The organism is Actinopolyspora mzabensis, assembly GCF_900101095.1.
GTDB classification, from domain to species: Bacteria; Actinomycetota; Actinomycetes; order Mycobacteriales; family Pseudonocardiaceae; genus Actinopolyspora; species Actinopolyspora mzabensis.
Window position 1 is genome coordinate 53923 of sequence record NZ_FNFM01000016.1, and the last position, 23537, is coordinate 77459.

Below are 23537 nucleotides of genomic sequence, written 5' to 3' on the forward strand. Positions count from 1 at the left end.
CCCTCGCACGAGGTGGGCGGGCGGGCAGACGCACCCGAAGGCCTGACCGGTCTCCGGCCCGACCGGCCTCCGGGCTGGTGAGCACGGGGTGCGGCGGACCCCTGGGCGAGCCTCGCTCACCTCCCGCTGATCGCGCTGCTGCACGTGGCGGTACTGGTACGGGCGTACCAGACGTTAGCCTCCGGTACGAGTGGAAACCGGCCCGAGGAGTACGGGCCGGTTCGCCGTCGTCACACGGAGGGGAACGTTGGCCGAGAACCTGATCTTCGACGCCGACGACACGTTGTGGGAGAACAACGTGCTGTTCGAACGCGCGGTGGAAGTGTTCATCGACCACCTGGCGCACCCCGAGCTCTCCCGGCAGCAGGTGCGGGAAGAGCTGGACGAGATCGAGCGGGTCAACTGCCGGATCCACGGCTACGGCGTGGACAGCTTCGAGCGGAGCCTGCTGGACTGCCTGCGGCACCTGCGTGCGGAGGAGATTTCCGAGACGGATCACACTGCACTGCGCAGGGCCTGCGCGCCGATCCGGGAACAACGGGTCGAGCTGATCGACGGTGTCGAGGAAACGCTGCGGGAACTGTCCCTACGGCACGATCTCTACCTGCTCACCAAGGGCGGGGCCGAGGAGCAGACCGGCAAGATCAAGGCTTCCGGACTGGGCGGGCTGTTCTCCGACACCACGGTGGTGCCGGAGAAGGACGCTGCCACCTACGAACGGTTCGTCGCCGAGCGTGGGCTGGACGTCTCGCGGACCTGGATGATCGGCAATTCACCCCGTTCGGACATCTGGCCCGCACTGCACGCGGGGTTGAACGCGGTACTGGTGCCGCACCCCATGACCTGGGGGTTGGAAATGCGTGAGCTGCCGGAGCGGCGTCCCGGCTTCCACACGGTCGATCCGTTCTCCCGCCTCAACGAGCACTTCTAGCGGAGCCGAGTGCCGCCCGCTCATCCGTTCCGCCGTCCTCGTCGCATCCGGACGCCACCGAGCACGAGCGAGGCCAGTCCGATGAGCGCGGCGATCGGTCCGAGCACGGCCCAACGGGTCACTCCGGTCATCGGACTGCCACCGAGCACTCCCACGCCCTGCAGCGTCCAGATCACACCGAGCACGAGCAGCAGTGCTCCCACGAGCAACGAAAGTGAAGCGCGCAACGAGGACCTCCGGAATCCGATGGATCAATGGTTGGTGCCTCGGGTGATTCGTGACCGGCCGAGTCCGCGATCGGTCGCGATGAATGTGAGCTCGCGAACTCGTTCCCCTTTACTTTACGAGCGAGTAACCTACTATGGGTAACCCGGCGGTGGGCTTGTCGCCCACCGCCGGCAGGCCGGTTCGAGAGCAGGGAGGCCCCATGCCCATGTCGATGTCGGGCAAAGCAGTCGCCATCACGGGTGCCGCACGCGGCATCGGTGCTCAGACCGCACGGGAGCTGGTCCGCAAGGGGGCGCGAGTAGCCTTGATCGGACTGGAACCCGACGAGCTGGCTTCGGTGGCCGACGAGCTCGGCACCGACCACCCGTGGTTCGAGGCCGACGTCACCGACCCCGAGTCGATCAAGGCGGCCATCGACGAGAGCGCACGACAACTGGGCGGCCTCGACGTGGTCATGGCCAACGCGGGGGTGGCTCCCTACGGGACCGTGCGCGACCACGACCCACGGACGTTCACCAAGACGGTGGATGTGAACCTCAACGGGGTGTTCCACACCGCTCGCGCGGCCTTACCCCACCTGGTGGAACGGCGGGGGTACCTGCTCGTGGTTTCCTCGCTCTCGGCGTTCGCCCCGATCGGCGGCATGGCCGCCTACACCGCCAGCAAGGCCGGTTCCGAGGCGCTGGCCAGCGCCCTGAGCTCCGAGGTCGGCCACCTGGGAGTGGCCGTGGGAAGCGCGCATCCCTCCTGGGTGGACACGGACCTGGTTCGCGACGTCTCGGCTGATCTGCCGACCTTCCGCGCGATGCGGGCGAAACTTCCCTGGCCGATGCACTCGACCACCAACGTGGTCGACTGCTCCCGGGCATTCGTGGCGGGAATGGAACGCCGAGCCAGGCGCGTCTACGTGCCCAGGTCGGTCATGCTGATGCACTGGCTGCGGAACCTGCCCGCCTCGCGACTGGTCGAACGGCTGATGCGGCCGACCACGCGGAAGCTGATGCCGCGGATGGAGGCCGAGGTGGCCGAGCTGGGGCGGGGTTTCAGTTCCCGCAACGACAAACTCCAGCGACGGTGAGAGTCGGCTCAGTCTTCGTAGCTGGTCGGGTAGCCGTCACGTGAGTCGGCGCCTTGGGAGCGTTGGGCCGGCTCTTGAGTAGCGACCTACGCGGCGAGCGGTCCGGCCTCGCAATGCATCCGACTCACGCACCGGGGACACCCACGCTGCGAGCAGCATGGTCCCGCCTCGACCGGAGGGCCGGGAGCCGTCAATTTCTCGCGAAATCGCCGGGCAGCGTACGGCGCGGTGCTGAACTCCCACTAACCTGGCAGTCGGCGCCGCCGCGGGTTCTCTCGGGGTGCTCTCGCGAGCAAGGCCCGACGTTGTGTAGATGCCTACCCGATGTCGGGCCTCCCCGCAGCGAGAGCCCGCGAGAGGTTCCGCCAAGCGACCAGCTACGACGACCGAGCCGATACCGTGCGGCGCGAAGCGTGCTACGAACGCTTGCGCCGGAACAACATGGTCAGGGGATCGTACCGCTGGTCGGCCAACCGTTCCTTGAGCGGGATGAGCGCGTTGTCGGTGATCTTGATGTGCTCCGGGCACACCTCGGTACAGCACTTGGTGATGTTGCAGAGCCCGAGCCCGTGGTCTCCCCTCGCCTCCTCCGGGCGGTCGCCGCCCTTCTCCGCGTGCGAGTCCAGCGGGTGCATCTCCAGCTCGGCGACCCGCATCAGGAACCTCGGCCCGGAAAAGGCCTCCTTGTTCTCCGAGTGATCGCGGATCACGTGGCAGGTGTCCTGGCACAGGAAGCACTCGATGCACTTGCGGAACTCCTGGGAACGCTCCACGTCCCGCTGCTGCATCCGGTACTCGCCCGGCTCCAGCCCCTCGGGTGGGCTGAAGGCGGGCACCTCGCGTGCCTTGACGTAGTTGTACGAGACGTCGCAGACGAGATCCTTGATCACCGGGAAGGCCCGCATCGGGGTGACCGTTATGGTCTCGTCGGTGTCGAACAGCGACAACCTGGTCATGCAGGTCAGCCGCGGCCTGCCGTTGACCTCGGCCGAGCAGGAGCCGCACTTGCCCGCCTTGCAGTTCCAGCGCACCGCCAGGTCCGGACACTGGGTGGCCTGCAGTCGGTGCAGCAGGTCGAGCACCACCTCGCCTTCCTCGGCATCGACCTCGTAGTCCCGCAGTTCGCCGGAATCGGCGTCGCCGCGCCACACGCGCAGTCGCGCCCGGTATCCCATCAGCACAGTCCTTTCCACGACACTGGCCGACACGCCACTCGCACCACGCTCGGACCGGGACGAGAGCCGCGCCGGAGGTTCCGCGACAGCACCGCCCACGACGGGCGAGCCGGCGGCCCCGCTAAGAAGGTGTTCTTACAACGGCCAGCTCCTCCTCGGTGAAGTACTTGCCGAGCTCTTCGAGGGAGAACAGCCGCAACAGGTCCTCGCGCATCGGCGGCTGTTCGTGCTCGGTGATCTCGATCGAACCGTCCCGCAGCTCGCAGCCGAGCAGCGTGCCGCGCCACTTCGGGTTCATGCCCGGGTGGTCGTCGCGGGTGTGCCCGCCCCTGCTCTCGGTACGACGCAGCGCCGCCGCGGCCACGCACTCGCTGACGGCCAGCATGTTGCGCAGGTCCAGCGCCAGGTGCCAGCCGGGATTGAAGTGCCGGTTGCCCTCCGGAACGGCGAGCCGGGCGGCACGCTGTTTGATCTCGGCGAGCTGTTCCAGCGCGGCACACATCTCGCCCCCGTCCCGGATGATGCCGACCAGCCGGTTCATCACCTGCTGCAGCTCCGCCTGCAGCGAGTAGGGGTTCTCCTGCCCTCGCGCGTCGGTGACCTCGAACGGAGCGAGCGCCGAGTTCACCGCCTCGGTCACCACCTCCTCCGAGACGTCGGGACTGGCGTGCCGCGCGGCGGCGACGTACTCGGCGGCGCCCGCTCCGGCCCGCCTGCCGAAAACCAGCAGGTCGGAGAGCGAGTTGCCCCCGAGCCGGTTGGAACCGTGCATACCGCCCGCCACCTCTCCCGCGGCGAACAGCCCCGGCACCGAGGAGGCAGCGGTGTCGGGGTCGACCTCCACCCCACCCATCACGTAGTGGCAGGTCGGCCCGACCTCCATGCGCTCACTCGTGATGTCCACATCGGCCAGTTCCTTGAACTGGTGGTGCATCGAGGGCAGCCTGCGCATGATCTCCTCGGTGGAGAGCCTGCTGGCCACGTCGAGGTAGACCCCGCCGTGCGGGGTTCCCCTGCCCTCCTTGACCTCGTTGTTGATCGCGCGTGCCACCTCGTCGCGCGGTAGCAGTTCCGGTGGTCTGCGGTTGTCGTCCGGATCGGAGTACCACCGGTCCGCCTCCTCCGGACTGTCGGCGTAGGACTCCTTGAAGACCTCGGGAATGTAGTCGAACATGAAGCGCCTTCCCGAGGCGTCGCGCAGCACACCGCCGTCGCCACGCACGGATTCGGTGACCAGGATCCCCTTCACACTGGGTGGCCAGACCATGCCGGTGGGGTGGAACTGCACGAACTCCATGTTGATCAGCCGGGCACCGGCCCGCAGCGCGAGGGCGTGCCCGTCGCCGGTGTACTCCCAGGAATTGGAGGTCACCTTGAAGGACTTACCGATTCCACCGGTCGCCAGCACCACCGCCGGTGCCCGCAGCCGCACGAACCGACCGTTCTCCCGCCAGTACCCCAGCGTCCCGGCGATGCGATCGCCGTCCAGCAGCAGGTCGGTCACCGTGAACTCGGCGAAGACCCGCAGCCCGGCCTCGTAGTCGCCGTGTTCGGCGTGGTCGGACTGCTGCAGCGAGACCACCTGCTGTTGCAGCGTGCGGATCAGTTCCAGGCCGGTGCGGTCGCCCACGTGCGCGAGCCTGGGGTACTCGTGGCCGCCGAAGTTGCGCTGGCTGATCCGGCCGTCGGTGGTGCGGTCGAACAGGGCTCCGTAGGTCTCCAGCTCCCAGACCCGCTGCGGGGCCTCGGTGGCGTGCAGCTCGGCCATGCGCCAGTTGTTCAGGAACTTGCCGCCGCGCATGGTGTCGCGGAAGTGCACCTGCCAGTTGTCACCCGAGTTGACGTTGCCCATCGCGGCGGCTATACCGCCCTCGGCCATGACGGTGTGTGCCTTGCCGAACAGCGACTTGCACAGCACCGCCGTGCGTAGCCCGCGCGAGCGGGCCTCGATGGCGGCACGCAGGCCGGCACCGCCCGCCCCGATGACGATCACGTCGTAGTCGTGACTCTCGATCTCGGCCATGTGACGTTTCCGATTTCTTGTGCGAAAAGGTTTCGCGGCGCTGCCGCACGGCCGCGTGCGCCCACGGCCACGGCGCGCCGGGGTCAGTTGAACAGCCGCGGATCCGGGAAGGCGCCCGCGGCCACGAGCATCACGTAGAGGTCCACCAGCGCCACCGAAACCAGCGATGCCCAGGCCAGCCCCATGTGGTGGCCGTTCATCCTGCTCACGAGCGTCCACATCCGATAGCGCACCGGGTGGCGGGAGAAGTGGTTGATGCGCCCGCCTATCAGGTGCCTGCAGGAGTGGCAGGACAGCGTGTAGGCCCACAGCAGTACGACGTTGACCACCATGAGCAGCGTCCCGAGCCCGATTCCGAAGCCGCCGCCCGAACCGCGGAAGGCGATCACGGTGTCGTAGGTCAGCACCGCGGCCACCAGCAGCGCGGCGTAGAAGAAGTAGCGGTGCACGTTCTGCATGATCAGCGGGAACCGCGTCTCACCGGTGTAGCGGCGGTGGGGTTCGGTCACCGCGCACGCGGGTGGTGCGGCCCAGAAGGAACGGTAGTAGGCCTTTCGGTAGTAGTAGCAGGTCAGTCGGAAGCCGAGCACGAACGGCAGCACGAACACCGGGGGAGGAATCCACGGCGCCAGATCCGGGAACGGCGTTCCGAAGTGGCTCGCACCGGGCACGCAGGCGTCGCTGAGGCAGGGCGAGAAGAACGGGGCCAGGTAGTGGTACTCGGGCACCCAGTACCACTGGTTCATGAAGGTCCGTATCAGGCCGTAGACGACGAAGGCACCGAGGCCGAGCGCGGTGCCCAGCGGCGGCAACCACCATCGGTCGGTTCGCAGCGTGCGCCTGCGGCGAAGGGACGATGAAGTTGTGGGAGCTGACATGCTCGACCTCTGGTGGTAGCGAGAATCATGGTTGTCGCGGTGATCGCCCGGTCGTCACGAAGTCCCCTCCGGTGCCGGCCGGATCGAGGTCGACCACGGAGGCGTTCGGTGCCGACCGGCCACGGGCGGAATCAGTCCTCGCGCGATGACTGGCCTCCCACCCCTTCGTCGTCCACGCCCTGCCACCAGGAAGGGTCGTACGGGGTGTCGGGAACCTCGATGATGTCGTGCTCGCCCACCTCGCGGGGTGCGGTCGCACCACCGAGCCGCACGCTCGCGGCAGCACCGCCGGAACGCTGCCGCGGTGGTCCCGGAGCGGCGGTCGACAGCTCGGAGACGTCGATCTCCAGCCGCTGGAGGTCGTTCTCGATACGTCGCACCACGGCGACGTCGCCGTATCTGGTGTAGAGCTCGTCGACGCCGGTACGCAGCCGGGCAAGCGCGCTGAGCACGTCACCCAGTTCAGCTGTCGAGGACATTCGCACCACCTCGCGTTCCCGATCCGGTCACCGAAAAACTCTGCACGATCCAAGCCTACGTGACAAGAGACACATGTGATCCGAAACGCATTCGGTGGACGTGAATTTCCCCCCCTCGGGGGCTCCCCTGCCAACTACCCCTCGAAGAGGTGTCGCAGGAAGGTGACCAGCGACCGGAACACGAAAGCGACGCTGTCGAAGAGCACCAGCGATCCCTGCCGTACAGCCCCGGCGGCCCCAACGGGGTCGCGAACCACCAGATAGCCGACCGCGATCGCCGCGAATGTCACCAGAACGAGCACGCTCCTCCGGTCCACTCCCGACCTCCGTGTCTCGAACGACCGCGAATCGCGACCACCCTCGCACGCGGTGCCCGACCGCGGCGGCCGCAACGCCGGGAGACCACCGATTCGTGTAACGCACCCGGCGATTCGTGCAACGCACCCGGCGAGTCCCACGCCGGAAACCGGGAATCCCACCTGGCCGTGCCCGCTGTCGGGTCCGTTTCCCCGCCACGCGAACGCGGGAATATCCGGTATGAGACTGCCGGTCGCTGATCACCCGGGCATACTCGAGTGCGGAATCGATCGAACTCACCGACACGGAGTGGACGAATGCGGGAACGTGCTCTCGGCAACCAGGGACTGCGGGTCAGTGAACAGGGCCTGGGCTGCATGGGAATGACCTTCGGGTATTCGGGGCGGGACGACGAGGAATCGGCCGCCACGATCCGGCGAGCCCTGGAGCTCGGGGTGAACTTCCTGGACACGGCCGACATGTACGGACCGTGGAGCAACGAGCGGCTGCTGGGGCGAACACTGGCGAACCGCCGGGACGAGGTGGTGCTGGCCACCAAGTTCGGCAACGAGGTGGACGAGAACGGCGAACTCACGGGCGAGATCAACGGCAGGCCGGAATACCTGCGTGCCGCCATCGACGGCTCACTGCGGCGGCTGGGGATCGACCACGTCGACCTGTACTACCAGCACCGCGTGGACCCGAACGTACCGATCGCCGAGACCTGGGGAGCGATGTCCGAGCTGGTGCAGCAGGGCAAGGTGCGCCACCTGGGGATCTCGGAGGCCGCGCCGGAAACGATCCGGAAGGCCCACGCCACCCACCCGGTCAGCGCGGTGCAGACCGAGTACTCACTGTTCAGCCGTGATCCGGAGGACAACGGGGTGCTGGCGACCTGTCGCGAGCTGGGCATCGGTTTCGTGGCCTACTCCCCACTCGGGCGCGGGTTCCTCTCCGGCGCGATCCGCTCGTTCGAGGACCTCCCCGCCGACGACTACCGGCGGACCGCCCCGCGGTTCCAGGGGGAGAACTTCCAGCGCAACCTGGACGTGGTGGACCAGGTGCACGAACTGGCACAGCGGAAGGGCGTATCGGCCTCCCAGCTGGCTCTGGCGTGGGTGGCGGCACAGGGCGAGGACATCGTGACCATCCCCGGCACCAAGAAGCGCAAGTATCTCGAGGAGAACGTGGGCGCCGTGGACGTCACCCTCACCGCCGAGGACCTGGCCGCGCTCGAACGGGTGGCGCCGCGCGGCGTGGCAGCGGGCGAACGCTACGGCGAGGGAGCGATGGACAAGGTGCACCTCTGACGAGGCTCCCCGAGGCTGCGGGGGACTTTCCCCGGTTTCCGGAGCGGGGAACGGGCGTTGCGGCATTGACGAGCGGGACGCGGAGTTGATCCGCTCGGAGGGATCACCCGAGTGGTGTGAGCGCGTTCCGACACGGGTACGCCGGAGCAGGACGTTTCCCCTTCCGGAAAGGTAACCATGGGCCAGCGACACGTCGTTCCCGGAGGCGGTGGCGGCGGCTGGAAGGTGGTCGGCGCGGCCACCGGATCCACCGAGTCGAGCACCAACACTCAGGCGGACGCGATCGACGAGGCACGCAGGCAGCTGGAGAACTCCGACGGAGGCGAGATCCTCATTCACGGCATCGACGGATCGGTCCGCGACCGGCGAACCGTGCAGTCGGGCTGACCGAACCCGACGACTCTCGCGGCGGTCCGGTGCGAGTTGCCGGGCCACCGCGCGAAGTCGCCCAGTAACGACGAACGCGGTCACGACGAACGCGGCGGGTCGCGGCTGGTCGGTACCCGTCGGAGCCGATTCGGGTCCACCTCGTCGCGCGGTCAGTACTCCGATGGCTCCCGCACGGCACGGAAACGCAGCCGCTGGCCGGGTCGTGCCTGCGCTGCCACCGCCACGTACGCCGACAGCACGACCGCGATCACGGGATATCCCCCGGTCACCGGGTGGTCAGCCAGGAACAGGGTGGGTTGCCCCGCGGGCGGCACCTGCAGCGCCCCGCTGACCATCCCCTCGCTGGGGAGTTCGCTGGTCTCGTACCGGGGCAGTGGCGGTCCGGACAGTCGCATACCGACACGGTCGCTGTCCGGTGTGATCTCGAACGGCTCGCCGAGCAGGGCGCGCAGCGCCGAATCGGTGAACCAGTCCTGCCTCGGCCCCGGCAGCACGGGCAGTGTCAGATCCCCGCCGGGGGGAGGGGTGACCGGCGCGGCGTCCACGCGCGGGAACTCGCCGTACGCTCTTCCGACGGGCAGCACGGTGCCCACCGCCAGCGGCTCCGGCCCCAACCCGGCGAGCGTGTCGGTGGCACGCGAGCCCAGCACGGCCGGGACGTCGATACCGCCGCGCACCGCCAGATACCCCCGCATCCCGGTCCGGCACTGCCCGATACGCAGCTCCGAGCCGCTCGGCAGTGTGAGCACGGTGTTGCTCGCCGCCGTACGACCGTCCACCGTGGCCGGAAACGAGGTGCCGGTCAGCGCGACGGTGAGCACGCCGTGGGCGCGCAGCCACAGCCCGCCCAGTGTGATCTCCACGGCCGCTTCCGACTCGGGGTTGCCGACGAGGCGGTTCGCCAGTCGCAGCGAGCTCCGGTCGGCGGCCCCGGAGACCCCCACACCCATCCCGGCCAGTCCGGTCCGTCCGAGGTCCTGCACGGTCGACAGCGGTCCCGGGCGCAGCACCTCAAGCCGCCGGGCGGCCGGGGCCCCCTCACCGTTCCCGGCGGTACCGGTATCCGGCTCGCTCATGACACCTCCTCGAACCGCACCCGTACGCCGGGGCGCAGCAGTGCGGGCGGCTCACGGTCGGTGCGCCACATCTCCAACTCGGTGCGGCCGATCAGCTGCCAGCCGCCCGGTGAGGTTCTCGGGTAGACACCGCTGAACCTGCCCGCCAGCCCGACGGAACCTGCGGGCACGCCGGTGCGGGACTCAGCACGGCGCGGGACCTCCAGTCGGGGGTCGCCTCCCACCAGGTAGCCGAATCCCGGTGCGAATCCGCCGAAAGCCACCCGCCACTCGGTTCCGGTGTGCGCGTCCACCACCTCGCGGGGCGAGAGCCCGGTCAGCTCGGCAACCGCGTCGAGGTCGGCGCCGTCGTAGATCACCGGCACCGTGAGCAGCCCGCGGTCGGCGAGTTCTCCCCCGGCAGGCTGATCCCCGACCGAACCGGTTCCGGCCGACCGGGCTCCGGTCAGCGGCACTCGGCGGATCTCCTCGGCGAGCGCGCGCCGGTCGGCGCGCTCGGGATCCAGCGAGACGAGCAGCGTCCGTGCCGCCGGAATCAGGTCGAGGACTCCGGGCAGGCTCCGCTCGGACAGCGCGGCGTGCAGCGCCAGCACCTGTTCCAGCTCGTCCAGTTCCACCAGCAAACCCGCGTCCGCGCAGGGAAGGATCCGCACCGCACCTCCATCGATTCTTCTTTCCGGACTTGGCGGGGTGCTCGCTTGGCGGAACCACCGCCGGCTCTCGTCGCGAGTGCTCTCGCATCGGGTAGGTGGAGCCCGCGTCGAACGCCCCGAAGCAGGAAGCGGGAATCAACTCTCAGTCCGCCACGAGGGAGCGGGGCGGCGGGGCGAACGGCTCGATCGGCGTCCCCTGCTCGGCCAGTTTCCGCCGCACGGTGCGGGCGATCCCGACCGCGTCTGGGGTGTCACCGTGCACGCAGATCGAGTCGGGCGACAACGACAGCGGGGTGCCGTCAACCGCCTCGATCGGCTGCCTCCGGACGATACGTAGACAGCGATCGGCTATCACCTCGGGGTCGTGCAGCACCGCGCCGGGACGACCACGCGGCACGAGGGTTCCCTCCGGGGTGTAGGCGCGATCGGCGAACGCCTCCCGGTGGGTGCTCAGCCCCGACTCCCCCGCGAGCCGCAGCCACTCCGAACCGGGCAGCCCGAGCACGGCCATACCGGGTCGGAAGCGGCGCACCGCTTCGACGACGGCCTCGGCCTGGCCGGTGTGGGAGACGATGGTGTTGTACAGCGCGCCGTGCGGCTTGACGTAGGTGACCGCGGTGCCGGCCACCCTGGCCAGCGCGTCGAGCGCGCCGATCTGGTAGATCACCTCGTCCACCAGTTCGGCCGGGTCCATCTCGATGAACCGGCGGCCGAATCCGGCCAGATCCCGGTAACCGACCTGGGCTCCCACGGCGACCCCGCGCATCGCCGCTCCGGAGCAGGCCGCGCGCAGTGTTTTCGGATCACCCGCGTGGAACCCGCAGGCGACGTTGGCGCTGCTGACGATGTCCAGCAGCGCGGTGTCGTCACCCAGCTCCCAGCGCCCGAACCCCTCGGCCAGGTCAGCGTTGACGTCCATGGCGGGAAACCTCTCACGGGATGGTGCGAGTGAGCACGGGGGCCCGTTCGCTCGCCACGACACCACGTGCGTAGCTCTCGTGGGTAACCACCACCTGTCGTGGTGACCTCCTGCTCCGGCACGAAAGGACCGAAGTCACCGATGCCGCCGAGAGCTTGCCACCCGGCTTCGGCCGGCTCTTTACTCGTGTCGGGAGTGCTTTCGACACGCACCGCGCGAGCGGTTTCCGGCGGTGCACGGGGGAGGGAGCTGATCATGGGAAATCCAGTGGTGCATTTCGAGATTCTCGGCAAGGACGCGGCGAAGCTCCGCGACTACTACTCCCGGCTGTTCGGCTGGAAGATCGACACGGACAACCAGATGGACTACGGCATGGTCGAGCGCGAGACGGTCGAGGACGACGACGGGGAGACCGTGGGCATCGGCGGCGGCATCGCGGCCGTTCCGGAAGGTTACGAGGGAATGGTGACGTTCTACGTGGGTGTCGAGGACGTGGAGCAGGCACTCTCGCAGGCCGAGAACCTCGGCGGCAGCCGGGTGATGGGGCCGGAGAAGGTGATGGAACAGCTGGAGATCGGCCTGTTCGCCGATCCGGAGGGTCACGTGATCGGCGTGGTCAACCCCGGTTCCTGAGGAAACCGGTGCTTGAAAACGGCGGTTCCCGGGACCACCGGCGCCACGGCGCGATCCGGTGCTTCGGAAGTCGCTGATGCCCGGAACTCGGAGCCCCGCTGCCGCTCCACCCTGCTGCGGCGGGATGCCGACCGGCGAAAGCGGCGGATTTAACCCGCACGTCATCGCTGACGGGCTCCGAGGTAACACCCCTGGAGCAGCATGGCGAACATGACCGAGCGAGACTCCGCGGCAACCTACCGCGGCACCGTTAACCGGCGCTGGACCGCCGCGCGCCCGCCGACGTGGCTCGCCCCGGCCGCGGTGGCGATCGGCACGACGCAGCTCGTGCTGTTCCAACTGGGGGACGGACGGCTCGCCGCGTGGATCCTGACCGCCGCGGGTGTGGCGTGGCTGTGCGCGACCGCGATCGGTCGGATGCTGCCCGCGCTCGCCCGGCTCGGCGGTCGGAGAACCGAGCAGCGACGGTTCGCGGAGGAACCCACCACAGTGGAACTCGGCGAGCGGGCGGACCGGAAGCTGTGGCGGGTACGTGCCTCGGTCAGCGACGAGCCGGGCGGGCTGGCCGCGCTGGCAGGCCAGCTGGCCCGGCTGGACGCCGACATCCGGACCATGCAGGTGCACCCGGTCGCCGACGCGGTAGTGGACGAGTTCCTGCTGCACCTGCCCGGCGAGGTCGGCCACGCCGAACTGGTGGACGTGGTGACCCGCGCCGGTGGCCGTGACGTGACCGCCGAACGCACCGGCCCGCGCGAACTGGACGACGTGCCCACCAGGGCACTGCGGCTGGCCACGGAGCTGGTGGAGGGCACCGACGAACCGCGCGGTGCGCTGCGGGCCCTGCTGGGTGATGTCGAGGTGCAGTGGCTGCCCTCGACCGAGGGGCTGGGCATGGCCACCGATGAACTGCGCGGGCAGTCGATCTGCCTGGATCACCCTGGTGGTGGCGTGCTGCTGCTGCGTCGAAGGGCCGGGGAGTTCACTCCGGCCGAGTTCGCCAGGGCCCGCGCGATGACGGGGCTGGTGGCGAGCCGGACGGCGCGCGCGGGAGGACTCTCCGAAGGGCACACGGCGCGCGACGGTTCCGAGTTCGCGATACGTGACGCCGAGGACACCGACCTGCCGCTGGTGCGCGAGCTGCACGAGCGGTGCTCGAACGCGAGCAGGCACCGGCGCTATTTCGTCGCGGGCGCTCCCACGGATCGCCGGCTGGAGCTGTTGTTGACTCCGACACGGGAGAACTCGCGGCCGGGAAGTTCCCGGTTGGGTAGTTCCCCGTTGGGTAGCTCGCTGCTGGCCACTTCCCCCGACGGCGAGGTGGTGGCCATGGGAAATCTCGGCCACGACGGCACCACCGGCGAGTTGGCGCTGCTGGTGCGTGACGACTGGCAGGGGCTGGGTGTGGGGGCGGCGCTGCGGAACGCGTTGCTGGCGCGTGCCCGCGAGGTCGGCCTCGGTCGGGTGAGCGCGCTGACCCAGCTGGACAACACCGCGATGGCGCGCACGCTGCGTTCTGCCGGGTTCAAGCACGTCGGCGCGGACGAACCCGGCGAGTGGTCCTGGGTACTGGAGCTGCGGGACGGCACGGAGCGGGCCCGCACCACGACCCGGAGAGCCGAGACGAGGGTCCCGTCCGGGCGCACCCTGGCCGAGACCAGCCCGCACTGATTCGCGGACGCGGCGCGCCGTGACGTGGTGCGCTCGCTTCGATCGCCCCGAGTCGATCCCCCCGGCACCGGGGTCTCCCACCCATCTCACGGCGGGAGACCTCGGGCCATGCCGGAGCGACTCGGTCAGGCGCTCGCCCCACCGTCGACGACCAGGTCGTGACCGACCACGAAACTCGCCTCCTCCGAGGCCAGCCACAGTACCGCCGCGACGATCTCGCCGGGATCGGCCAACCTGCCCGCCGGGATACCACCGGTGAGCCTGGCCGAACGCTGCTCCGCCGTCTCTCCCGGCAGGAACGTCATGTCGGTGTCGGAGGCACCGGGGCTGACGACGTTGATCCGGATGCCGTCCCGAATGTGGTCCCGCGCGGCGGAGCGGCTCATGTTGCTGACTCCGGCCTTGGAGGCCACGTAGGGACCGACACCACCGAACCTGGCGTGGTCACCGATGTTCGATCCGACGTTGACGACGGCGCCGCCACCGTGCTCCCGCATGTGGTTGATCTCGTGCTTCATGCACAGCGCCACACCGGTGAGGTTGACGGCGATCGCGGAGTGCCAGGTGCTTTCCGCCGTGTCGGCGAACGCTCCCGGTTCCGGGAAGACCCCCGCGTTGTTGTGCGCGATGTCCAGGGATCCGTGCCGCCGCACAACGGTTTCCAGCCCGTCGCTCACCGACGCGGAATCGGTGACGTCGACGTTGACCGCACTGGCCTCGCCCCCGTTTTCCTCGATCATCTCGACGGTCCGCGCGGTCTTCTCGTCGTCACGACCCGCGGCGACCACTGTGGCCCCCTCCGTCGCGAAGGAAAGAGCGCTCCTCCGGCCGAGACCGGATCCGGCTCCGGTAATGAAAACCACTTTTCCCTCGAAACGCGAATTCATGATTCGTTCTCCTGATTCCGACTTACCGTTCTCCGCCTGCCCGTGAAAACCGAAACACTCGCTCCCCCGAAAAGGTTCGAGCTACTCCTCGGAGCCCCCCGAAATCCGGGTGAACACATCCACCGAGGGTCCGCCGCACATCCTCCGAAGCAACGGACACCAGGGCAACCAGCACCACATACTTCGTCATGTCGAGCGCCGCCCCCGGAACATGACAAAGTCCGAAATCTCGGTTGTTCCTCCCCGAAAAGACGCGCAAACTCCGAACGGAAACGACTTTCCGATTCTTCGGAGTTTTTGATGACCATCGGATCCGGGCACGAGGACGCGCCCGCGGCGGGCCGAGCGGAATGCCGTACTCCACGCACGAGAGCGGCCTTTTCGCTGCTGGCCGCGACGCAGCTCGTGCTCATCATGGCGATCACCATGCTCGCGGTGGTGCTGCCGCGCGTCGAGGCGGAATTGGGGCTCTCGGCGGGCCGCCTGACCCTGGTCAACGCCGCCTACGGCCTGTCATTCAGTGGGCTGTTGCTGCTGGGAGGCCGGGCCGCGGATCTCTACGGCCCTCGGCGACTGTTCACCACGGGGCTCGTGCTGTTCGGTGCCGCCTCCATCACGGCTGGTGTGGCGCCCGGGTTCTGGACACTGGCGATCAGCAGATTCCTGCAGGGAGCGGGCGCGGCACTGGCTGCACCGGCAGCGGTGGCGCTGGTCGGGGTCGTGTTCCCCGAACCGCGTCGCCGTGCCCGCGCCTTGGCGGCGTGGGGTGGGCTTTCCCCGCTCGGAGCGGCGGCGGGCGTGCTGTCCTCCGGCGTGATCGCCGGGTGGGTGTCGTGGCGTTGGGTGTTCGCGGTGCCGGTGGTCGCCGCCGTACTGGTGTTGGCGCTGACCAGCTCGTTACTACCCGCCGACGGGCGGACCGTGCGGGGTGGGCTCGACCTCAGGGGCGCGGTTCTGGCGACGGCGGGGCTGACCGCGCTCAGCTACGGCCTGGTCCACGCGGCGGAGCGATCCTGGTTCTCGCTGCCGGTGCTCGGCCCGCTCACGGCGGGTGTGGTGTTGCTGACGTCCTTCATCCTCGCGGAGCGGAAAGCGGCCGACCCGTTGCTGCCGCCGGCGTTTCTGGGCTCGGGGCGCCGACTCGGCGCCCTGTGGGTGATCCTGGTCGGTGCCACCGCGATCTCGACCGTTCTCATGCTGCTGTCGTTGTACTTCCAACAGGTGAAGGGAATGTCTCCGCTCGGCACGGCTGCCGCGTTCCTGCCGTTCAGCCTGCTGTTGTTGCTCACCGGGCTCATCGTGACGCGGTTGGTCAACCGGTTCGGGCCGCGCGTCGTCGCGGTCGTCGGTTCGCTGCTCGCCGCCGGAGGAGCGGCACTGCTCGGCGGCACGACGGCGGACGGACCGTACGCGGGTGCTTTGCTGGCCGGGCTGCTGGTCCTGCCGGTCGGGATCAGCATGATGTTCTCCGGTGCGACGGTCCGGGTCCTCTCACCGGAGAGCGAGGAGCGGGCCGGCCTCGCGGGCAGCCTGGTCAACACCGCCATGGAGACCGGTCCAACCGCCGGGTTGGCGCTGTTGGTCTCGCTGGCCACCGCCCGCACCGACTCGCTGCTCGCCGAGGGGGCAGCGCCGCGTGTCGCCGAGACGTCCGGGTACTCCTTCGCGTTCGACACGGCCGCGCTGGTCCTGCTCGGCACGGCGGCGGTGGCACTGTGGACACTCCGCGGGACCGGAGGTCGGAATCAGTAGTCCGCCGTCCTGTCCCGTGACAGCACACGAGCCGTGTGGGCCAGCGAGGCCAGTGTGATGTGGCGGTGCCAACCGGGATAGGTACGCCCCTCGAAGTCGCGAATGCCGACGGTCCCGCCGATCTCCTCGCTGTCGCGGGCCACCCGCCGGGGAAGCTTGCCGCTCCGCAGCAGAGCATCGACCGACGAGGTGCGTGCGTTCGTCAGCCACATCCGCTCCGGTGGGTTTCGCGGGTCCGACCACTCCCCGACCAGACGCAGCATCCGGCGCTTGCCGCTGTCGGGGCCGTTGTCCGGTCGTCGTGGGATCGGCTCCACCGGAACGGTCACCGCCGCGCTGGTGCGTCGACGGCGGGTCACGGGATCGGTCCACTCCACGTCGCCGCGCAGCCCCCGCACGGCTTCGAGCAGTCGCCGCGCCGTCGTGGGAACGGAACCGTAGCCGGGCAGTGTCGGGTCGGTGACCACGAAACGGTTGTCCGCACGCACCCGCATCAGGAAGGGGAACGGAGCGGCGGCGAGACCGGTGCCGAACAGGTCGAGGTCGACGGAGTCGTTGTCGAACACCACCGGGGCGTCCAGCGGTCCCCAACGTCGGACGGCCTCGAAAGCCACGTTGGCCACGGACTGCCCCAGGGTCTCCGCGCCCGCCTCGCTGGGGATCGCCGCCCTGCTGCGGCGGTTCCGGTCCGCCAGCCACTCCGTGGTCAGGTAGAGCCGCCAATCGACGGGGAAGGCGGAACTCTCGTCGGTCAACCACAGCCCGAACGCCTGCTGTTTGTTGGCACACGAGAGCACGCCGACCGAGTGGTCCCCGTTCTTCGGTATGGACAGTGGACTCACCACCCAGGCGGCCGGGGTGATCCGCTCCCGCAGGTGGCTCAGCAGCAGTTCGCGCACCGCGTTCCAGTCCCAGGTGGAGCTGTGCACGAAGTGGTGCAGGTTCTGCGCCGCGGCCGTGCCACCGACGCTCGTCGCGATGTTGCGGATGGAGCGACGACCGGTGCTGGACAGCAGGCCACGGACGTACTGCTCACCGCGACGCCGTTGGTCCCTCCTGCGCAACGCCGCGAAAGCGGCCGAGCAGAGCTCCTCGACGACCTCGTCCTCGACGGAGGTGGGGCTGATCGGAACGGTCATACTCGTTCACACCTTCTCGATACACCGCGTACGACTTCCGCCACCATGCCGGGTGCAGCGGAGATCGACCACGTGTCGGTGGACACGATTCGCCGCGCGTCCGGTGGTTGGGACACCGAAGCGCGGCGCCGGAACCCGTGCCGTGCGGGAGTGTCCGAGCCGGAATCGGGGTACCGCGGGCGGGAGGTTCTCCGAACCGGAACGGCGTTTGAACGCACCAGGACGTCTCAACGCACCAGGACGTTGCCGAACTGCCAGAGATCGTCCTCGTCCGAGCTCCGCACCGGCACGTCGAGTCGGTCGTCGGCCCCGTCGAACGGGGTCCAGTCCGTCGGCACGGAGGGGCACTCGCCGAGGTAGGGTTCCGCAGCGGCCAGCACCTCCTCGTGATCGAGCTCGTCGGGTACGCACAGCCCCCGGTTCGGGTGCAGCAGCATCCAGCGCAGCGCACCGAGCGCCGAAGCCGCGACCTGCAGCGTGGTGGCGTTCTGCCCCGGAACCAGGGAACGCGCCTGGTGGATGTCCAGGCTCGTACCGGTCCACCAGCCGTTGCGGCCGTGGCCGAGCAGCAGCACGCCGAGCTCGTCGGAACCCGCCACGATCTCGTCGTCGACGATCCGCTGCCGCGACTGCGTCCGGTACCCCCGCATCCGGAACTCGTGCAGCGAGGCGAGGGCGGCGTCGCTGGGCAGGTAGGCGAAATGCACCGTCGGGCGGTAGGTCGGCAGCCCGCTCGGATCGCGGACGGTGAGACCGTCGCTGATGGTGTAGGTCTCCCCGTGGCTGATCATCATTCCCAGCATCGGCCCGGTGGAGGGCACCCAGGAGCGAACCCAGGTGCTCATCCCGGTGCGGGCGAGGTAGATCTGGTTGCGGGGGCCGGTCTCGTGGGTGACGGCCAGCGGCGGCAGCTCGCGCTCGTGGGTGCCCCACCCGAGTTCGGCCGGCGCGGTCGCCTCCTCGTAGAAGCCCTTGACCGACCAGGTGTTGACGAACTCGTCCACCTCCTTCGGGACCTCGCCGCGCTGGGTGTCCCGTTCGGAGATGTGGATGGCCCGCGTGCCGGTCGTCATGGCGATGCGGGCGTGATCGCCGTCCGCCAGCGCCGACTCCAGCGCACCGTCGTCATCGACCGCCGGACCGGATACCGCGTTCCGATCGGCGAGCACGGCGGTGGCGACGTCGTGCAGTGCGCGTTTGGTCAGGTGGCTGACCAGGCCGGGGTTGGCGCCGTGTTCGACCACCGCCGTCGGTCCCGTCGGGTCGAGCCGGGCGGCCAGCTCGTTCAGCTTGCCGTGTCTGCGGTAGGTGGTTCGGTCGGCCGCGCTCGTGGTGGAGTCGCCGTCGGACACCCAGGTCTCCAGCGAGGTGTCGAGGTAGCGCACCCCGTTGCGGTGGCACCACCACAGCAGGTCGCGGGAGTCGACGTCCCAGGTCAGATTGATCAGCACGTCGCCGGGTCCCAGTTCCCGAGCCAGGGTGTGCGGGTAGTTCTGCCTGGTGAGCCGGTGCCTGACGAAACGCGCTCCACGTGCCAGGGCCGGTTCGGCCCCGGTCCGTGAATCGACCCGGTCCATGATGGTCAGTTCGCGGAAGTCCATGGTGAGATGACGCAGCAGCAGCGGTTGCAGGCATCGGGAGACCGCCCCGCAGCCGAGCAGCAGGATTCGCCCGGTGAACTCCACCCGCCAGTCGGCACGCATGGCACAACGTATAGATCAGGTTCCTGCCGTGGTCCACAGCACGGTGGGAACACGAGCCGATCGGAGCAGCGTCGTCACGTCGAGAAAACCGCGCTCGCGAAACCGCTTCGGCAGCTACTCGTCCGGGGAGCTACTCGTCGGGGCCGACCCCGCTGGATGATCCCGTGACGATGTCCAGGAAGGACCGCAGCACCGGCGGTGTGCTGCCGCGCCGCCACGAGATCGCGGTCTGGGCCCGCTCCCCCACGTCGCTCAGCGTAAGGAAGACGGCACCGGCTCGCTGCAGGCTGCGCATCGAGGCGGGCACCACCGCCACTCCCATGCCACCGGCCACGAGCCCGACGATGGTCTGCATCAGCCAGACGTCGCGCTGCACCACTCGCGGGGTGAACCCCGCGCGTTCGCAGGCCTCGACCACGATCGCGTAAAGCCCGGGCATGCTGCCGTGGCGGGCGGGCAGGATGAACGGTTCGTCGGAGACCTCGTCGAGCCGCACCCGCTCCCGGTCGGCCAGCCGGTGTGTGGCGGGCAGCGCGAGCAGCAGCGACTCCTCGGCCACCGGTCGGACGTGCAGCGCGGGGTCCTCGAACGGGAGGTAGAACAGCCCGGCGTCGATCCGCCGGTCGTGCAGCCGGTCCACGATCTCGTCGGGACGCATCTCCTGCAGGTGCAGCGTCACGTCGGGGTACTCGGCCTTGAACCGGCGCAGCATGGGCGGCAGCACCGCGTTCGACGCGGAGGGGATGAACCCGAGCGCGAGTCTGCCCACCAGCCCGCTGCCCACTTCCCGGGTCATCCGGCCCGCCTGTTCCACCTCGTGCAGGATGCGCCGCGCCTCCTCCAGCAGCACCTTGCCCGCCTCGGTGAGCTGCGCGCCGCGCGCGGTGCGGTGCACGAGGTTGGTTCCCAGTTCCGTTTCGAGCTTGCGCAGCTGCGCGCTCAACGGAGGTTGCGCGATGTGCAATCGCGCTGCCGCGCGGGTGAGGCTCTGCTCCTCCGCGATGGTCACGAAATACCGCAGGTGTCGTAGTTCCACTTCCGCCATCCGTCGCAGCACAGCCGTGCCGCATATTTTGATCGTATGACTACCGTCACGAGATGGTATTGGACATATGACTTACGTCAAAGTCAGGCTGCTACCCGACGGTCACCATCCCGCCCGGACCCCATGACACGCCGCGCGACGCCGCGACCACGCGACGCCGACCGGGCGGGGAGACGGTGTGACCGGCCGGAACTTCCAACCACGTCCAACCCAGCTAGGAGAGTGCTGTGTCGGGTGTTGAGACGACTAGTCGCGCGGGCGCCGCTTGGGTGCTGCCGCTGTGTTGGGCGGCGGTGCTGCTGGACGGCTTCGATCTGGTGGTGCTCGGATCGGTGCTGCCCGTGATGCTCGAGAACGACGTGTGGGGGCTGACGCCCGCGAGCGCGTCGGTGGTCTCCACGGTCGGGCTGATCGGCATGATGGTCGGCGCGCTGACGATCGGAACGGTCACGGACCTGATCGGGCGCCGCAAGGTGCTGCTGGTGGCGGTGACCACCTTCTCGCTGTTCACGCTGCTGTGCGCGGTGGCGCCCTCGGTGTTCGTGTTCGGGCTGCTGCGGTTCCTGGCGGGGCTGGGCCTGGGTGGCTGCCTGCCGACCGCGATCACGCTGACCACCGAGTACGCGCGGGGCTCGTGGCGCAGCAGCGCCACCACCACGATCATGACGGGCTACCACGTGGGCGCGGTGCTGACCGCGCTGCTGGGGATCGCGCTGATCCCGAACTTCGGGTGGCACGCCATGTTCGTGGCGGGGGCGCTGCCCGCCGTGGTGCTGGTGCCGCTGATGTGGCGCTACCTGCCCGAGTCCGAGGTCTTCCGGGCCAAGGCGGCGAAGTCCACCGAGTCGCACGGCGCCTCGGCGCGGCAGAGCATCACGCTGCTGTTCCGCGACGGCATGGCCCGCTCCACGCTGGCCTTCTGGATCACCTCGTTCCTGGGGCTGATCCTGGTGTACGGGCTCAACACCTGGCTGCCGGAGATCATGCGCAGCGCCGGGTACCCGCTCGGGACCTCGCTGGGGCTGCTGCTGACGCTCAACGCCGGTGCGGTGATCGGCCTGGTCGTGGCCGGTCGCGTGGCGGACAAGGCGGGTGTGAAGGGCTCCACGGTGGCCTGGTTCGGCGCGGCCGCCGTGATGCTGGCGCTGCTCAGCGTCCGGCTGCCCGCCTTCGGGCTCTACGCGGCGGTGTTCTTCGCCGGGTTCTTCGTGTTCAGCGCCCAGGTGCTGGTCTACGCGTTCGTGGGGCGCAGCTACCCGGTGGACAGCAGGGCCACCGGGCTGGGCTGGACCACCGGTGTGGGGCGCATCGGCGCGATCAGCGGCCCGCTGATCGGTGGTGCGCTGCTCACGGCCGGTATCGCCTACCCGTGGGGCTTCTACGCCTTCGCGGCCATCGGCGCGCTGGGTGCGCTGGCGGTGGCGATCGCGGCGCGGCCCGCCTCGCACGCCGAGGAGTCGGTCGGAGTGAGCTCGGAACGGGCGGGCTCGAACGAGTCCGTGGCCGGGGTCAGGAGCTGACTGTCCGGGAATCGTCGCGGAGCGGGTACGACCCGCGGAGCTGATTCGGACGCGGGGAGTCGCCGGTGTTCACCGGGGCTCCCCGCGAACTCTCGGAGCGGCGAGTTACCGCCGCGTTCTCCGTCGGTTCCGGCGTTTCCCCGGGACTCGGCGTTTCTGCTGGACCGGCCGGTGATCGCGCCGCAGCATCGAAGGCGGTAACCGCCGCCTACGCCTTGGAGTCGACGTGGATTCGGACGGTGTGCTGGACCCGGCCGAGGTGTTCGACGAGCTCGGGGCCGACTACGAGGCGGCGTTCCACGAGGCGTGGCTGGTGTGGCAGGGGCTGCACGAGCTGCTGGCGCGGCTGCGGCCCGGTGACGAGGTGCTCGACCTGGGCAGCGGCACCGGCCGCCCCGTGGCGGAGCGATTGTCCGGCGCCGGGTTCGAGGTGACCGGCCTGGACGTCTCGGCCACCATGATCGAGCTGGCCCGGCAGCGGGTCCCGGGGGCGCGGTTCGAGCTCACCGACATCCGCGACCGGGACTTCCCGCCGGAGTCGTTGCACGCGGTGGTGGCGTTCTTCTCGTTGCTGACGCTCTCGCGCGCGGAGGTCCGCACCATGCTGGAGCGGGTGCGGGAGTGGCTCGCGCCGGGTGGCGTGTTCGCACTGCTGACGGTGCCCGGCGACATCGAGCAGCGGGTGGTGCGCTTTCTGGGCTACCCGATGCGGGCCACCAGCTTCGCCGCCGAGGAGTGGCCGCGGCTGTTGGAGCGGGCGGGCCTGGAGGTGCTGCGGGACAGCTCGGAACCGTTCGTCCCCACCGGACGGAGCGGCGCCGAGACCGAGCAGCACCAGCTGCTGCTCGCCCGCAAACCCTAGATCCTCGCCTTCTTCCAAGGCCCCATCCCTCTTCCAGGATCCCCGTCCTCTTCCAAGGTCCAAGTCCTCCTCCAGCGCCGAGCTCTCCCCGCGATCCTCCCGGCGATTTCTCGAGAAATTGACGAGGTCCAGGTCGGGGCGGTCCGGGTGTCCCGCCACTGTGTCGGGGCTGGTCGGGACACCCGGACCATGACTGCGGGCCGCGCCAAGGCGGTGATGCGAAGAAGTCGGAGTGGCAGAGCTCAGGAGATCAGGGGTTCTGGAGCCGCCGCAGCCCGGCCAACACTCTGCCCATGACAACCAGGTCCGGCTGCTCGGCCGCGCTGCCCAGGCCGCTCTCGACACTCCCGGGCTCCCCGACCCCGGCAGCGAGTCCGGTACCGGTCGCGGTACCAGCCGCCGCACCAGCCTCGGCAGCCGCGGGAACCACCGACGGCGCCACCGGCCCCGGTACCGCCGGGGCGAACAGCCGCGGCCGCTCATCCGGATCAACCAGCGGCCACCCGATCAACTCCACCGTGGGCCGCTCCTCCCGGAAATACGGCCGCAACCGCAACGCCGCCACCCCGTGGGCCGCCGGACCACTGCCCCCGGCATGACGCGGACGCCAGGCGCCCCGCCGCGACCAGCACCGCAACACCACCACCACCCCGGCCAGCACCAACGCCGTCCCCACCGGCCACACCGAACCCACCATCACCGGGCACCACCACCCTCATCACCCAGCACACCCGCATCGACCACACCGTCCACGGCCCCACCACCGAACGACACCGCCGCCGCGTGCTCCCGCAGCTGCCGCGCCACCCGCTCCAGCACCACCGCCGTCTCCGCGCACTGCCGCGCCGTGGCCCGACCACCGGCCAGGTCGTAGGCCACCCGCTCCAGCAC

Annotated in this window: 24 protein-coding genes; 9 read left to right on the forward strand and 15 right to left on the reverse strand. The window is 69.4% G+C overall.

Features of this window, described 5'->3' with window-relative positions; genetic code table 11:
- The first annotated feature begins 247 nt into the window (after positions 1-247).
- Positions 248-931: an HAD family hydrolase gene (locus tag BLR41_RS22050; RefSeq protein ID WP_092632669.1), complete on the forward strand. Its 684-nt coding sequence runs from the start codon at positions 248-250 to the stop codon at positions 929-931.
- Between the two features lie 20 nt (positions 932-951).
- On the opposite strand, the gene BLR41_RS22055 is transcribed toward BLR41_RS22050, so the two are convergent.
- On the reverse strand, positions 952-1158 hold the full coding sequence (locus BLR41_RS22055; RefSeq protein WP_176798099.1) for a hypothetical protein: 207 nt from the start codon (positions 1156-1158) through the stop codon (positions 952-954).
- Positions 1159-1364: 206 nt separating this feature from the next.
- On the opposite strand from BLR41_RS22055, the gene BLR41_RS22060 reads away from it, so the two are divergent.
- Complete coding sequence (locus tag BLR41_RS22060) at positions 1365-2237, forward strand: SDR family oxidoreductase (protein ID WP_425426945.1); 873 nt, start codon at positions 1365-1367, stop codon at positions 2235-2237.
- A gap of 416 nt (positions 2238-2653) precedes the next feature.
- Here the strand turns inward: BLR41_RS22060 and BLR41_RS22065 are convergent, their stop codons facing one another.
- The 5 genes from BLR41_RS22065 to BLR41_RS22085 all read right to left on the reverse strand — a co-directional run bounded on the left by BLR41_RS22065 (position 2654) and on the right by BLR41_RS22085 (position 7109).
- Entirely contained in the window at positions 2654-3412 is a 759-nt protein-coding gene (locus BLR41_RS22065; protein WP_092632766.1) for a succinate dehydrogenase/fumarate reductase iron-sulfur subunit, read from the reverse strand.
- Positions 3413-3533: 121 nt separating this feature from the next.
- A complete protein-coding gene (locus tag BLR41_RS22070; RefSeq protein WP_092632678.1) occupies positions 3534-5435 on the reverse strand; it encodes a fumarate reductase/succinate dehydrogenase flavoprotein subunit in 1902 nt (633 codons plus the stop codon).
- An 83-nt stretch (positions 5436-5518) separates the two neighbouring features.
- Positions 5519-6313 (reverse strand): hypothetical protein, encoded by a 795-nt coding sequence (locus BLR41_RS22075; protein ID WP_092632681.1) that lies wholly within the window; start codon positions 6311-6313, stop codon positions 5519-5521.
- 131 nt (positions 6314-6444) lie between these two features.
- Positions 6445-6792, reverse strand: a complete 348-nt coding sequence (locus tag BLR41_RS22080; protein ID WP_092632684.1) for a thioesterase — start codon at positions 6790-6792, stop codon at positions 6445-6447.
- A 134-nt stretch (positions 6793-6926) separates the two neighbouring features.
- The gene (locus BLR41_RS22085; protein WP_092632687.1) at positions 6927-7109 is read right to left on the reverse strand and encodes a hypothetical protein; all 183 of its coding nucleotides are present in this window, start codon (positions 7107-7109) and stop codon (positions 6927-6929) included.
- A 297-nt stretch (positions 7110-7406) separates the two neighbouring features.
- Between BLR41_RS22085 and BLR41_RS22090 the strand changes: the two genes are divergently transcribed.
- Together BLR41_RS22090 and BLR41_RS22095 are read left to right on the forward strand one after the other, a co-directional pair.
- Entirely contained in the window at positions 7407-8399 is a 993-nt protein-coding gene (locus BLR41_RS22090) for an aldo/keto reductase (protein ID WP_092632690.1), read from the forward strand.
- A 177-nt stretch (positions 8400-8576) separates the two neighbouring features.
- Positions 8577-8786, forward strand: coding sequence for a DUF2188 domain-containing protein (locus BLR41_RS22095; RefSeq protein WP_092632693.1), 210 nt, complete (start codon positions 8577-8579; stop codon positions 8784-8786).
- 152 nt (positions 8787-8938) lie between these two features.
- On the opposite strand, the gene BLR41_RS22100 is transcribed toward BLR41_RS22095, so the two are convergent.
- The 3 genes from BLR41_RS22100 to BLR41_RS22110 form a co-directional block, all read right to left on the reverse strand.
- A complete protein-coding gene (locus BLR41_RS22100; RefSeq protein ID WP_092632696.1) occupies positions 8939-9865 on the reverse strand; it encodes a 5-oxoprolinase subunit C family protein in 927 nt (308 codons plus the stop codon).
- On the reverse strand, positions 9862-10518 hold the full coding sequence (locus BLR41_RS22105) for a 5-oxoprolinase subunit B family protein (protein WP_092632699.1): 657 nt from the start codon (positions 10516-10518) through the stop codon (positions 9862-9864). The genes BLR41_RS22100 and BLR41_RS22105 overlap by 4 nt, the downstream gene beginning before the upstream one ends.
- Positions 10519-10660: 142 nt before the next feature.
- On the reverse strand, positions 10661-11437 hold the full coding sequence (locus BLR41_RS22110) for a LamB/YcsF family protein (protein ID WP_092632702.1): 777 nt from the start codon (positions 11435-11437) through the stop codon (positions 10661-10663).
- A 255-nt stretch (positions 11438-11692) separates the two neighbouring features.
- On the opposite strand from BLR41_RS22110, the gene BLR41_RS22115 reads away from it, so the two are divergent.
- A complete protein-coding gene (locus BLR41_RS22115; RefSeq protein ID WP_092632769.1) occupies positions 11693-12070 on the forward strand; it encodes a VOC family protein in 378 nt (125 codons plus the stop codon).
- A gap of 210 nt (positions 12071-12280) precedes the next feature.
- The gene (locus BLR41_RS22120; protein ID WP_176798100.1) at positions 12281-13738 is read left to right on the forward strand and encodes a GNAT family N-acetyltransferase; all 1458 of its coding nucleotides are present in this window, start codon (positions 12281-12283) and stop codon (positions 13736-13738) included.
- 125 nt (positions 13739-13863) lie between these two features.
- Here the strand turns inward: BLR41_RS22120 and BLR41_RS22125 are convergent, their stop codons facing one another.
- On the reverse strand, positions 13864-14625 hold the full coding sequence (locus BLR41_RS22125; RefSeq protein WP_092632708.1) for an SDR family NAD(P)-dependent oxidoreductase: 762 nt from the start codon (positions 14623-14625) through the stop codon (positions 13864-13866).
- A 300-nt stretch (positions 14626-14925) separates the two neighbouring features.
- On the opposite strand from BLR41_RS22125, the gene BLR41_RS22130 reads away from it, so the two are divergent.
- Positions 14926-16377 (forward strand): MFS transporter, encoded by a 1452-nt coding sequence (locus BLR41_RS22130; protein WP_092632712.1) that lies wholly within the window; start codon positions 14926-14928, stop codon positions 16375-16377.
- Here BLR41_RS22130 and BLR41_RS22135 read toward each other — a convergent pair.
- The 3 genes from BLR41_RS22135 to BLR41_RS22145 all read right to left on the reverse strand — a co-directional run bounded on the left by BLR41_RS22135 (position 16371) and on the right by BLR41_RS22145 (position 20264).
- The gene (locus BLR41_RS22135; protein WP_092632715.1) at positions 16371-17516 is read right to left on the reverse strand and encodes an IS701 family transposase; all 1146 of its coding nucleotides are present in this window, start codon (positions 17514-17516) and stop codon (positions 16371-16373) included. The genes BLR41_RS22130 and BLR41_RS22135 overlap by 7 nt on opposite strands.
- 227 nt (positions 17517-17743) lie before the next feature.
- Positions 17744-19219 carry a saccharopine dehydrogenase NADP-binding domain-containing protein gene (locus BLR41_RS22140; RefSeq protein ID WP_092632718.1) on the reverse strand — a complete coding sequence of 492 codons (1476 nt, stop codon included), beginning with the start codon at positions 19217-19219 and terminating at the stop codon, positions 17744-17746.
- A gap of 130 nt (positions 19220-19349) precedes the next feature.
- The gene (locus BLR41_RS22145; RefSeq protein ID WP_245780196.1) at positions 19350-20264 is read right to left on the reverse strand and encodes a LysR family transcriptional regulator; all 915 of its coding nucleotides are present in this window, start codon (positions 20262-20264) and stop codon (positions 19350-19352) included.
- Positions 20265-20491: 227 nt separating this feature from the next.
- On the opposite strand from BLR41_RS22145, the gene BLR41_RS22150 reads away from it, so the two are divergent.
- Complete coding sequence (locus BLR41_RS22150; protein WP_092632721.1) at positions 20492-21784, forward strand: MFS transporter; 1293 nt, start codon at positions 20492-20494, stop codon at positions 21782-21784.
- Between the two features lie 226 nt (positions 21785-22010).
- Positions 22011-22646: a class I SAM-dependent DNA methyltransferase gene (locus BLR41_RS22155; protein WP_176798101.1), complete on the forward strand. Its 636-nt coding sequence runs from the start codon at positions 22011-22013 to the stop codon at positions 22644-22646.
- Between the two features lie 250 nt (positions 22647-22896).
- Here BLR41_RS22155 and BLR41_RS22160 read toward each other — a convergent pair whose 3' ends face one another.
- On the reverse strand, positions 22897-23343 hold the full coding sequence (locus BLR41_RS22160; RefSeq protein WP_143013162.1) for a hypothetical protein: 447 nt from the start codon (positions 23341-23343) through the stop codon (positions 22897-22899).
- The coding region (locus BLR41_RS22165) for a hypothetical protein (RefSeq protein ID WP_245694277.1) at positions 23343-23537 on the reverse strand (195 nt) is incomplete at its 5' end. The genes BLR41_RS22160 and BLR41_RS22165, both read right to left, overlap by 1 nt.